Origin of the sequence: Flavobacterium wongokense, from assembly GCF_021608265.1 — a bacterium.
Taxonomy (GTDB): Bacteria; Bacteroidota; Bacteroidia; order Flavobacteriales; family Flavobacteriaceae; genus Flavobacterium; species Flavobacterium wongokense.
Genome location: NZ_JAKIHP010000002.1, coordinates 218,595 through 231,193 on the forward strand (window position 1 = coordinate 218,595; position 12,599 = coordinate 231,193).

A 12,599-nucleotide genomic window follows, 5' to 3' on the forward strand; every position below is an offset into this window, starting at 1 on the left:
TACAGCTGATTAAGCCATATCTTCAACGTTGGCTTCAGCTAATTTAGCGTAAGTTCCGTTTGTCAATTTTTCTCGTATAGCATCAAATGCGGTCAAGGTTTCTTCAATGTCGGTTAAAGTATGCGATGCTGTAGGAATCATTCTCAACAAAATAATCCCTTTTGGAATTACAGGATAAACCACAATCGACAAGAAAATATGATAATTTTCACGTAAATCATTTACCATAACCATTGCTTCAGGAATAGAACCTTCAAGATACACAGGAGTTACACAGGTATTGGTATCGCCAATGTTGAATCCGTGGGCTTTTAATCCGTTTTGCAAAGCGTTTACATTTTCCCAAAGCTTGTCTTTCAAACTCGGATTGTCTCTTAACAATTGCAGTCTTTTCAAAGCACCAACAGTCTGGATCATTGGTAAAGATTTAGCAAACATTTGTGAACGCAGGTTATATTTCAAATAATCTATAATGTCTTTATCTGCAGCTAAAAAGCCTCCTATGCTGGCCATAGATTTAGCGAATGTTCCAAAGTAAATATCAATTCCATCCTGGCAGCCTTGTTCTTCTCCAGCACCGGCACCAGTTTTACCTAAGGTTCCAAATCCGTGGGCATCATCAACCAAAAGACGGAAATTGTATTTCTTTTTCATTTCCACAATTTCTTTCAGTTTTCCTTGTTGGCCACGCATTCCGAAAACACCTTCAGTGATGAATAGGATTCCACCTCCGGTTTCTTCAGCCATTTTAGAAGCACGCTGAAGATTTTTCTCCATGCTTTCCAAATCATTATGTTTATAGGTAAAACGTTTTCCCATGTGAAGGCGCACACCATCGATGATACAGGCATGTGAATCGACATCGTAAACAATAATATCATTTTTAGTCACTAACGCATCAATGGCAGAAACCATTCCCTGATAACCAAAGTTTAATAAATATGCTGATTCTTTCATAACAAAAGCAGCCAATTCTCTTTCCAGCTGCTCATGAATATCGGTGTGACCACTCATCATACGTGCTCCCATTGGGTATGCAGCACCATATTGCGCAGCAGCATCCGTATCAGCCTGGCGTACTTCAGGATGATTGGCTAAACCTAAATAATCATTGATTGACCAGTTTAAAATTTCTTTTCCGTGGAATTGCATTCTTGGACCAAGTTCGCCTTCCAATTTCGGAAATACATAATATCCTTCGGCTTGAGATGCCCATTTTCCTAATGGACCTTTATTGTTTTGTATTCTTTCGAATAAATCTTTTACCATAATCACTTTGTGTTTTAGTCGTGGCAAAAGTAATTATAAATTTAGTTTAGTCCTAATGACAATTTTGAATTTTAATTAGAGATTAGGGAATAGGAGGTACTATTGCTAACTTTAACAACCTACTCGTCAATAAACATAGCACAACCTAATCCCAACACTCTAAATATTCAAAAACTAAACAACTTCAAAAATCTTAGGCATTCACTAAAGAACTGATACATTCAAACAGCATTTTTTCATTTACGGGTTTAGCCAAATGTTTGTTTATGCCTATTTCCAATACACGCTCATTTGTGCTCTTTGATATATCTGTAGATAAGTCAATAATTGGTATGCTCTTATAGTTTTCATATGCTTTTCCTCTCCTAATTGCCATTGTCGTTTCGTATCCATCCATAACGGGCATTTCCAAATCCATCAGGATTATATCATAAGCATTCCTGGATAACTTTTTCAAACCTTCTTTTCCATTGGACGCAAAATCCACATTCACATTCATCCATTTTTTGGTAATCATTTTTATGATTATAGGATTAGTCAAATTGTTGTCAATCACTAAAATGGAATTTCCTTTTAAATCATAATCAGCCTGTATCGGTTTCTTCTTGAAAAAACTCTGCTGAAAACAGGTATTGGCAGATTGGTAGATTAGTGACAAATAGGAAGGGAAGTCCCTATTTACAATAGTCTGTGTTATTTGCATCACGTTGGTTAAGTATTTGTTGATGCGAAATTATAGTTACAGATGCTCAATTTGATTTTAGAGTTGCAGTAATATTTAACTAATCGATGAATGCCATTGTTTATCGGATGAATGATTTTCGGAATTCACCGAAATCGCTTTCTTTAAGAATAACGCTACAGATCAACTAACCAGCATTTTTATGATTTCAAAAAGAGTATCCTTATCAACGGGTTTCGACAGATACTTGTTCATGCCAATTTCGATTACCCTGGTTTTGGTAGTTTCCATGACATCCGCTGTTAGCGCAACAATCGGAATCGATTTCTTGTCTTCGCCGGCTTCGCCGTTGCGAATGGCTATGGTAGCTTCATAACCATCCATAATCGGCATTTGCAGATCCATTAAGATGATGTCATAATTTTTCTCCATCAGTTTCTGAACACCTTCCTGGCCATTATTGGCAAAATCAACAGTGGTATTCAGCCATTTTTTGGTAATCATTTTAATTACCATCTGATTCATTGCATTGTCTTCGACAACCAATATCGCTTTACCATTTAAATCGTATTCCAATCCAGTTGCTGCTGTTTTCACTTCGGTTTTGATCTCAACATTCTCATAAGTCAAATCGATAGTGCAGACTGTCCCTAAGCCCGGAGTGCTATCGACTTTAATCTTGCCTTCCTGTAGGTTTACCAAATGTTTAACAATGTAAAGTCCAAGGCCAAGGCCTCCAAATTTCCGCTTGTTGTTAATGCCTTCCTGTGAAAAGGAATCAAAGATGCTGTTCATTTTTTCTTTCGAAATTCCAACTCCGGTATCACTTACAGTAAAAGTAATCAGCGCTTTATTGCCTTTGATATTTTTATAATCCAATTTGAATTTTACAAATCCTTCCTGGGTAAATTTAAGGGCATTGCTCAATATGTTGTGAAGGATTTGGCTAAGCCGGACTACATCACCTTTTACTATTTGAGGTAATTCTTCACTTTTTATAAAAGCAAATTCCAAACCTTTATCTTTTGCTTCGCGGGAGAAGTTATTGGCAATATGTTCAACAGTTTTTACCAGATCGAAATCACTTATTTCGAGTTTGATTTCATTTCGTTCTATTTTAGAGAAATCCAGTATGTCATTGACGGAACTTAGCAAGCTATAAGTCGAATATTTTATGATTTGGCTGCCATTTTGTATTTGTTCGTCATTAGAATCATTTGCCATAGATTTGGCTGTATTTAAAATGGCATTCAAAGGTGTGCGTAATTCATGGCTTATATTCGAAAGGAAATACGATTTCAGTTCGTTCATTTCTTCCGATTTCTGAAGGGCAATGGTTTGCAGTTCTTCTCGTTCATCTTTTAGGTTCCGGATCAAGTTTGCCATCGAAAGAGACAGGAATATCACTTCCATTCCGGTACCAAATTTAGAACCATTTTCTGTTAAAAAGGTAAGAGGAAGAACTCCGAAGTTCTTCAGGATAAAAATCACAAAACCCGCAATAAGGAAGAAAATACCAGTTGCGAAAAAACGGTCAATCTTTCTGGTACGGATGAAAATGATGAATTGAGAAGTAATAATCAGCAACAGCAATATCAATCCAAGGCCATTGGCGATAGGATAGGAGTAGGCATGGTCCTGAATAAGGAATAGCGAGATTAACAGCAGTAAATCTATTGCGTATACCACATAAAAAGCATTGTTTATAAAAACGTTGTACTGCTTTATCTTTAAATATACCTGAGCATAACAACCCAGGAAGAAACTCGCAAAACAGGCAAAAATGATGACCGCATGCATTGAGAACCAACCCGATTGTGGCGTGACAAATTTATAGAAATAACCATCGATTGAAAATTGAAGCAAGCCAATAAAAACCACATACATGCTATAAAAGAAAAACGTTTTATCGCGCATGGCAAAGAAAAAGAACAGGTATAGGATTGCCGCAATAAGAAGTATGCCGTAGAAAAACCCAAAAATGAACTGCTCAAAGGAACTTTGCTCGAGTAAACTCTCGGGAGAATGCAGTATCATTGGCATTGAAAGCTGTTCTCCATCACTTTTTACATGAAGATAGAATTGCTGTGACTCGTTTGGTAACAGATTGATTTTGAATATTGTTTTCCGTAACCTGAAACTTCTCTGATCAAAAGGAATCGCATCACCGCTAATGTACTTCGTAATCATATCGTCGGCCTTTATGATATACAATTCGGCCACATCTGTAATAGGCCTCGCGGTTTCAAAAAAATAATTTACCTCTTCATCGCTGGCGTTCTTTAACTGAAAACGAAACCAAATATTGTGATTTGTGAAACCAAAATCCATATTCTCCTTTTTCATAGGAGCAAACTGGAAACCCTTGATATTTCTAATCTGGTCTAATGAAACTTCCACTTTGCCTACATCGACATACTCAACCTTAGAATAAATTGACAGTGCCTCTCCCGGTTTGGCTTTTTGCAAAAACACTTGGGCTGTAATATGTTGTGATGAAATAATCAAAATGCTAAAGAGGTAAAGCAGGCTCTTCCAATTCAAAGAAGTAGTTGGTATTTTCATAGAGGGTTGTGGTATTTCTACGAATATAGAAAGGTTATGCATTAAACAATTCTTAAAAATAAAAAAATGTTAAAAATATTTTGAAAACAACGAGCTATTGATATTCTTTCCATCTTTGCAATCTCATCAAATACAACCATCAAAATGCAACTCGTCTTTGCTTCAAATAATCAAAACAAAATCAAAGAAGTCCAACTATTGCTGCCTGAATCCATTAAGGTTTTGAGCCTGGAAGACATTGGATGTTTTGAAGATATTCCTGAAACTGCTGACACCATTGAAGGCAATGCAATCCTTAAAGCTGATTATGTTACGCAGAAGTTTGGCTACAATTGCTTTGCAGATGATACCGGTTTGGAAGTAGCGGCACTAAATGGTGAACCCGGAGTTTATTCTGCACGCTATGCGGGCGAACAAAAGGATGCCAATGACAATATGGATAAATTGTTGGAAAACCTAAAGGGCAAATCAAATCGTTCAGCCCAATTCAAAACCGTAATTGCCTTAAACCTCAACGATACACAGATTTTGTTTACAGGAATCATCGAAGGGAAAATCATTACAGAGAAAATAGGAACCAATGGCTTTGGTTATGATCCAATTTTTGTTGCCGATGGATATGATAAAACCTTTGCGGAATTACCAATAGACGAAAAATCTCAAATCAGCCATCGTGGTTTGGCTGTTAAACAATTAGTTGCCTTTTTGAAATAAAAAATCCGCAACAAAAGCTCTGCTAAACATCTTTTGATTGTGAATAAATCGTTAAAATGTTTAATTTATTGATTATCAGTTAATTTTAAATTAGGGTATATGGTATTTAAAGACTACCTTTGCACCCAATTTAAAATACAATATGAATAAATTTGAACAATTAGGTCTGAATGAGTCGTTACTGCTGGCGATCAAGGATCTAGGATTTGAGAATCCGTCAGAAGTGCAGGAAAAGGCTATTCCGATTTTATTGGAACAAGAAACAGACTTAGTAGCTTTAGCACAAACAGGTACAGGGAAAACGGCAGCTTTCGGTTTTCCACTGATTCAAAAAATTGATGCTGAAGACAGAAGCACACAGGCGCTTATTTTATCGCCAACTCGTGAGCTTTGCTTACAAATCACCAACGAAATTAAACAATACTCAAAATATGTAAAAGGTTTACATACAGTGGCAGTTTATGGTGGTGCAAGCATTACAGAACAGGCCCGTGAGGTAAAAAGAGGAGCACAGGTTATTGTGGCGACTCCAGGAAGAATGCAGGACATGATTAATCGTGGACTTGTAAACATTAAAAATATCAATTACTGTATTCTTGATGAAGCAGATGAGATGTTGAACATGGGATTTTATGAAGATATCGTTTCGATATTATCAGACACTCCAGACGAGAAAAAAACTTGGTTATTCTCAGCAACCATGCCTGCGGAAGTAGCGCGTATTGCTAAGAAATTCATGGCTGAACCGGTAGAAATTACCGTTGGGCACAAGAACTCAGGTTCGGCTACGGTTTCACACGAATTTTACTGTGTGAATGCCCGTGATCGTTACGAAGCTTTGAAAAGATTGGCAGATGCTAATCCGGATATTTTCTCGGTAGTTTTCTGTAGAACAAAACGTGATACACAAGCGGTTGCTGAAAAGTTAATCGAAGATGGATACAACGCTGCAGCTTTGCATGGAGATTTATCTCAGGCGCAACGTGATGGTGTAATGAAAGCCTTTAGAGGAAGACAGATTCAGATGCTTGTTGCGACAGACGTTGCGGCACGTGGAATCGACGTTGATAACATCACCCACGTAGTAAACTATCAATTGCCGGACGAAATCGAAACCTACAACCACCGTTCAGGAAGAACCGGACGTGCCGGGAAATTAGGAACTTCTATCGTAATCATCACCAAAAGTGAATTGCGTAAAATTTCGGCTATCGAAAGAATCATCAAACAAAAATTTGAAGAGAAAACCATTCCAAGTGGAATCGAAATCTGTGAAATCCAGTTATTGCACTTAGCAAACAAAATCAAGGATACTGAAGTTGACCACGAAATAGACAACTATTTACCGGCTATCAACGAAGTACTTGACGGATTGTCTAAAGAGGAATTAATCAAAAAAATGGTTTCTGTAGAATTCAACCGATTCATCGCTTACTACAAAAAGAAACGCGATTTATCGGGAGAAAAATCAGAGAGAAGTTCGTCGGAACCAAGAGAAATCAGAGCCGGAGATCCTGTTCGTTATTTCGTGAACATTGGTGCACGTGATGATTTTGACTGGATGCAGTTGAAGGATTTCTTGAAAGAAACTCTAGATTTAGGTCGTGACGATGTGTTCAAGGTTGATGTTAAGGAAGGTTTCTCTTTCTTTAATACTGATGGCGAACACACTGATAAAGTAATGTCAATCCTTAACGGATTTGACCTTAACGGAAGAAGAATCAACGTTGAAATCTCTAAAAACGAAGGCGGAAGCCGTGACAGACGTGATCACAACGGAAGAAGTGGTGGCGGTGAGCGCAGAAGTTCAGGCGGATTTGGAGGAAGAAATTCTGGTGGCGGAAGCTTCGGACCAAAAAAAGAAGGCGGATTCAGAAGCGACAGAAACGACAGCCCAAGAGGTGAACGTTCTGACCGACCAAGAAGAGAAGGCGGTTTCAGAAGTGACAGCGCTCCAAAAAGAGCTCCTGGTTCATTCCAAAGAGAAGAAAGAGCACCAAGGCGTTCAGAAGGTAACAATGACAGGCCAGCTGGTCGTTCGTTCGAAGCGGCAAAAAGCAGAAGGCCGAGAAAAAGCTAAAAGCTTACATCTTATACCCTGAAAAGGGAAATCCACAACTCCGTTTTTACTCAACATTTGAGGTAAAAACGGAGTTTTTTGAGGTGTATATCCCAATTTGTTAATTTTGTTCTAATTCTCAAAGCAAACAACGAAATATCTTAAAAGAGTTTCATACTTTTAAACCATCAAAAGCAACCATGAGATATTTAATATTTTACTTTTTATTTCTGTTTTCCCTTAGCGTAGCAGCACAAGATAATCCAACAGCCCAAAAAGTTTCCGGAACTATCGTCAACGATAATACCCTTTTACCGATTGCGAATGCAAACGTAATCAACCTTAATAAGGTAAAAGGCGTAGTTACTGATTTTAAAGGGTTTTTCGAATTGGAAGTCAGTGTTAACGACACGCTACATATTTCGTTGCTGGGTTACCAATCGTTACGTGTCAGGGTAACTAATGACTGGCTTAAAAACGGAACTGCCAAATTACAGCTGACCGAAAAGGCAATTGCACTGGAAGAAGTCATTGTCAAAAAATACGATTTGACAGGTTATCTTGAAATTGATTCCAAACTGATTCCGGATAAGGATAACAATTACCGCTATAGCATTTCAGGATTATCTCAGGGATATGAAACAGGAAGCAGTTCTCCGGGTGCATTCTCAAGGGTGTTGGGTTCGATTTTCAATCCCGCGGACATGCTCTATAATTTCTTTGGCAGCAAAACCAATGAACTCCGGAAACTCAAGAAAATGAAGCAGGATGACACCGTCCGGCATTTATTGGAATCCAAGTTTGACCGGGAAACGCTAGGCGTATTGCTTGGTGTAGACAAAAAGGAAATCGCCGAAATCCTAACGCGCTGCAGTTATTCGGAAGAGTTTATCAGAACAGCAAACGATTTGCAGATTATGGATGCCATTAGTGAATGCTACGAGCAGTATAAAGTGCTCAAGAAAAAGTAAGCTTTGAATTCCTTCTTCAGAGAATATAAAACCATCCTTTGGCAAATCTGTTTTGCATGGTTTTTTATTCTGATGCTCAACATCACGCTGAAGTATGTTTCCTTTGATTCCGATGCTGCGTTTCTTCAGATCAAACAGACTGAAGTCAATACCATTTCGCCCTATCTTTTCATTTTTTATGTCCACGTCTGTTCGGCAATTTTTACCTTATTTGCAGGATTCACCCAATTCAATGACCGGATTTTAAAACGTAAAACACGCATTCACAAAAATGTTGGAAAGCTCTATGTTCTGGTAGTCCTGTTGCTTGCAGCACCTTCAGGATTTTTTATCGGCTTGTTTGCCAATGGCGGATTTTACGCCAAAGTATCCTTTGTAACCTTATCAATCCTTTGGTTTTATTTTACGTTAAAGGCATTTCTGGAAATAAAGAAACGCCAGATAAACAAACATAAAGCGTTTATGCTCAGAAGTTTTGCCTTAGCATTTTCTGCCATTACTTTGCGGTTATGGAAAGTCATTCTCGTATATTTGTTTCATCCGTCGCCTATGGATGTTTACCAAATCATAGCATGGCTCGGCTGGATTCCGAATTTGTTGCTTATTGAGTATTTCATTTATAAACAGAAAATCAAATGAGAAAAACGATATTTTTATTAGTATTGGCAATAGCTTTTGTCTGTTGTAAAAAAGAAGAGAAGCCAAAACTTGCTGAAACAGGTGTTGAAAAAGACATTTATGCTGATTTTTATGGAAATTGGGTAGGTGACTTTAAAGTCACAGCATCAGACAGTACTGCAAAAGGCGATGATTATGTTTACTCCAATAAACTCAATCTGGTTATCAAGAAAATTGAAGGGAATAAAATTTTCGGGCAAAGCATAGTTGCCGGAAATTCGAGGCCACTAATAGGTGATTTGAAAACAAAAAACGGAGGAGTAAGCTTTGTGTTAAAGGAACCAGGCGATAACAGAAATGACGGAAGATTTGAATTTATTGTCCTTAGCGATACGATTATCGGTAAATGGTTTGTCAATAATAAAAAAGCAGCCGTTTGGGAAAGGGAATTCAAACTAACCAAACAACCTTTTAAATACAATCCGAAACTGATGCTTCCAGAGGAAGGAGAATATGTCGACTGGTACAGTGTAAGGATTGATAGTGCGGAATATGAAAATGAAGACGGTTCAAAGGATATGGACTATTCCGAAATGTACAGGGTAGCTTCGAATGTGATTACAAAACTAAATGCTTCAACTAAACTATTGACCGAAAATGATGTAAAGAACCTAAAGAAACTGGAACTCGAAATTATCAGGAATACGATTTTTGCACGTCACGGCTATACTTTTAAGAAGAAAAGCTTCCGTCAGTTCTTTGATCCTGTAGACTGGTATATTCCGATAACTGATGACATGTCGGGGAAATTAACTCCTGTAGAGCAGAAAAACATAGTGTTGTTAAACCGTTTTCAGAAATATGCCGAAGACAACTACGATAGTTTTGGAAGGTAATTACTTTTCCCTTTCTGAATAATAACGCTGTTCAATGCGTCTGATATCCTTAATTGTATTCTTTGCCCAAAGCAATCTTTTTTCAAGCAATTCTTCTTCTGAAAGCTGCCAATTGACATTCGATTGGCGCAGGCGTGTGGTGATGTCTTGAATGATAATCGCCGCGGAAACTGAAATATTCAGACTCTCGGTAAATCCAACCATGGGGATTTTTAAATAACCGTCAGCCTGGCTCATTACTTCTTCTGAAAGTCCTTCCTTTTCGGTACCAAAAAACAACGCACTTTTTTTCGTTACATCAAATTCATGCAGCAAACAGGAATCATTGTGAGGTGTGGTGGCAATGATTTGATATCCTTTGTCTTTAAGGGTTTGGATGCAATTGGAGATGTTTTCAAACTTATTGATATCAACCCATTTCTGTGCGCCCATAGCAATTTCCTTGTCTATGTTTTTGCCGAAACGCTGCTCCACAATATTGATTTCCTGAATGCCAAAAACCTCACAGCTGCGCATCACCGCGCTGGTATTATGAAACTGATAGACATCTTCTACTGCAATGGTAAAATGGTTGGTCCTGTTGGCCAATACGGCTTCAAAACGTTCCTTGCGGTTTTCGGTTAAAAATCCTTCGAGATAGGCGAGGTAATCTAAATCAATCATAGTGTTGCTTTTATCTGTTAGCTTCTGATATCCAATGGAACTGCCTTTCAGCTAATGGGAATTGTTTTTCATTTCGGATGAGTTCATAAAATAAGGTGTCCTTTTTGAAAACTCCTTCCAGCTGAAGCGTATTTTTATCGATGAGTCTATATTTCATTTGGAATAAACCTTTGGTGTCAGAACGGCCTTCCTTAAAATCAATCAGTTGTTTGGTTTTGTCGGTTTCGTAAATGAAATAAGCTCTTCCGTATTGGTTAAGAAAAGTAGTGTCACAGGTTTTAATACTTCCCGATTTATTTTTATCAAATATAAAATCCTTCCACACCAAACTATCTGTAACATCAATTGCTGTAAGCTGGTTATTCTTTTTGAACGTTTTGATATTGTAAACTCCTTGTGGAATAACATTGTTTTCAAGCGTATGCGTTTCCCCATACCAGTTGATGCAGTCGTAAATATTCCACCCAACAATAAGTAGGATAAAAGTAGTTTTTAAAACCACACGTCCAATCTTCTGCCATTTTTTTGTAAAACGGTAATTGTATCCTGCTGTTGTTACGGTTGGTTTGTTGAGTACAAAGAAATTCAGGTACCTTTTGCCGTCAATGACAATTAGGAATAGACAGCAAATGACTATTTGCATTGAATATAGCTTCACAGGTATGTCATAACACATATTCATTGCAAATACATTGACAAATACCCCGAAGCCAACAATCAGCCCAAGTGGTATAGTCCTTCTGTAAAGAAGTAACAAAGCTACAGTGACTTCAGCCATACCCGAAAAGAATTCATAAGGCTGGGAATATCCAATAAACATCCAACTCAAACGCATCGGAAGGAAATCACCCAAGGGTGTTGCCAGCTGGCTTAGGCTTGGAAAAGGCATCTGCAAACCGAAAAGTTTTATGATTCCATAATTTAATGCCACATAAATTATATAATACCTTATAAAATTATGAAGCAGGTATTCAGATCTCTTTGATTCTTTCTCTTTTTTGTCAACCATTGTCCAAATAATGGCAGTTAATAATGAAATTATGATGATGGTATAAAATTCAGCCCAATAATAAGATGTATCGCCACTTCCAAAACCTTGGGTGTTCAGTTTTTCTTTTATATGAAGAAACCAATCATTAAATAAAAAGACAATCCATTCCATAGCCTTGACATAATAATCGGTTACATAACTCACGCCCGGAATAAAGTTTAGCCAAAGCCAGGGAGCTATAGTCCACAAAAAATAAATAAAGAAAAACCGAAGGGTTATTTTTTTGATATACTCCATAAAAATTGTTTTATTTTGCTTCGCTCCATACCGTTCGCCTGCGGCTCGAGTTTGTAAAAATAATAAAATAGTGTAGTTTTAAAACAAATACAAAAAATGAAAAAGAAACTAGTTGTTTTGACCGGAGCCGGAATAAGTGCCGAAAGCGGCATCAAGACTTTCCGCGATGCTGATGGGCTTTGGGAAGGCCATGATGTTATGGAAGTGGCGTCGTATGATGGCTGGCTTAGAAACAAAGAATTGGTATTGGATTTTTACAATCAGCGACGTAAGCAATTGCATGAAGTGAAGCCTAACCGAGGACATCTTGTTTTGGCCGAATTGGAAAATGATTTTGACGTTCATATCATTACCCAAAATGTTGACAATCTTCATGAAAAGGCAGGAAGCACAAAAGTTCTGCATCTTCATGGCGAATTGCTCAAGGTGAGGAGTGACCGTAATCCGGCGAAATATATTTTGGATTGGGAAACCGATTTGAAACTCGGAGATGTTGATGCCGAAGGTTGTCAATTGCGTCCGCATATTGTTTGGTTTGGCGAAATGGTTCCGGCTTTGGAAGAAGCAGTAAATATCACAGAGCAAGCCGACTATGTTGCGGTAATTGGCACATCGCTTCAGGTATATCCTGCGGCCGGTTTGATGCATTATGCCCATCCGATTGCACCCGTTTTCTACATTGACCCAAAACCGGCAAGCATCGGCAAACTACAGAATCCTCTAGAAGTCATACCGATGAATGCTACTGAAGGTGTTCCTTTTTTAAGGGAAAAATTATTTTCGATTAGAAAATAAAAACGTTCCCGCTAGCCCCGATTGGCAGCGCTACCGTGTAGCGCAGAAAGCGGGTGGGATTTTAATAAGAAAAACTAAC

At 38.0% G+C, this 12,599-nt stretch carries 11 protein-coding genes; 6 read left to right on the plus strand and 5 right to left on the minus strand.

Features of this window, described 5'->3' with window-relative positions; all coding sequences use genetic code 11:
* Positions 1-9: 9 nt before the first annotated feature.
* From capB to L1S31_RS07065, 3 genes are all read right to left on the minus strand, one after another.
* Entirely contained in the window at positions 10-1,269 is a 1,260-nt protein-coding gene (capB, locus tag L1S31_RS07055) for a cysteate-C-fatty acyltransferase (RefSeq protein ID WP_236463962.1), read from the minus strand.
* A 193-nt stretch (positions 1,270-1,462) separates the two neighbouring features.
* Positions 1,463-1,972 carry a response regulator gene (locus tag L1S31_RS07060; protein WP_236464438.1) on the minus strand — a complete coding sequence of 170 codons (510 nt, stop codon included), beginning with the start codon at positions 1,970-1,972 and terminating at the stop codon, positions 1,463-1,465.
* A 162-nt stretch (positions 1,973-2,134) separates the two neighbouring features.
* Entirely contained in the window at positions 2,135-4,516 is a 2,382-nt protein-coding gene (locus L1S31_RS07065) for a hybrid sensor histidine kinase/response regulator (RefSeq protein ID WP_236463964.1), read from the minus strand.
* A 144-nt stretch (positions 4,517-4,660) separates the two neighbouring features.
* Here L1S31_RS07065 and L1S31_RS07070 point away from each other — a divergent pair, with 144 nt between their 5' ends.
* The 5 genes from L1S31_RS07070 to L1S31_RS07090 all read left to right on the plus strand — a co-directional run bounded on the left by L1S31_RS07070 (position 4,661) and on the right by L1S31_RS07090 (position 9,774).
* Positions 4,661-5,230, plus strand: coding sequence for a non-canonical purine NTP diphosphatase (locus L1S31_RS07070; protein ID WP_236463967.1), 570 nt, complete (start codon positions 4,661-4,663; stop codon positions 5,228-5,230).
* Positions 5,231-5,372: 142 nt separating this feature from the next.
* Positions 5,373-7,310, plus strand: coding sequence for a DEAD/DEAH box helicase (locus tag L1S31_RS07075; RefSeq protein ID WP_236463969.1), 1,938 nt, complete (start codon positions 5,373-5,375; stop codon positions 7,308-7,310).
* A gap of 179 nt (positions 7,311-7,489) precedes the next feature.
* Positions 7,490-8,260, plus strand: coding sequence for a carboxypeptidase-like regulatory domain-containing protein (locus L1S31_RS07080; RefSeq protein ID WP_236463971.1), 771 nt, complete (start codon positions 7,490-7,492; stop codon positions 8,258-8,260).
* A 3-nt stretch (positions 8,261-8,263) separates the two neighbouring features.
* Entirely contained in the window at positions 8,264-8,899 is a 636-nt protein-coding gene (locus L1S31_RS07085; protein WP_236463973.1) for a DUF2306 domain-containing protein, read from the plus strand.
* Positions 8,896-9,774 (plus strand): YARHG domain-containing protein, encoded by an 879-nt coding sequence (locus L1S31_RS07090; RefSeq protein ID WP_236463975.1) that lies wholly within the window; start codon positions 8,896-8,898, stop codon positions 9,772-9,774. Before L1S31_RS07085 ends, L1S31_RS07090 begins: the two co-directional genes overlap by 4 nt.
* On the opposite strand, the gene L1S31_RS07095 is transcribed toward L1S31_RS07090, so the two are convergent.
* Both L1S31_RS07095 and L1S31_RS07100 read right to left on the minus strand, forming a co-directional pair.
* Positions 9,775-10,437: a TrmH family RNA methyltransferase gene (locus L1S31_RS07095; protein ID WP_236463977.1), complete on the minus strand. Its 663-nt coding sequence runs from the start codon at positions 10,435-10,437 to the stop codon at positions 9,775-9,777.
* Positions 10,438-10,447: 10 nt separating this feature from the next.
* Positions 10,448-11,725 carry a hypothetical protein gene (locus tag L1S31_RS07100; RefSeq protein WP_236463979.1) on the minus strand — a complete coding sequence of 426 codons (1,278 nt, stop codon included), beginning with the start codon at positions 11,723-11,725 and terminating at the stop codon, positions 10,448-10,450.
* A gap of 96 nt (positions 11,726-11,821) precedes the next feature.
* Here L1S31_RS07100 and L1S31_RS07105 point away from each other — a divergent pair, with 96 nt between their 5' ends.
* On the plus strand, positions 11,822-12,520 hold the full coding sequence (locus L1S31_RS07105; RefSeq protein ID WP_236463981.1) for an SIR2 family NAD-dependent protein deacylase: 699 nt from the start codon (positions 11,822-11,824) through the stop codon (positions 12,518-12,520).
* Positions 12,521-12,599: the final 79 nt, after the last annotated feature.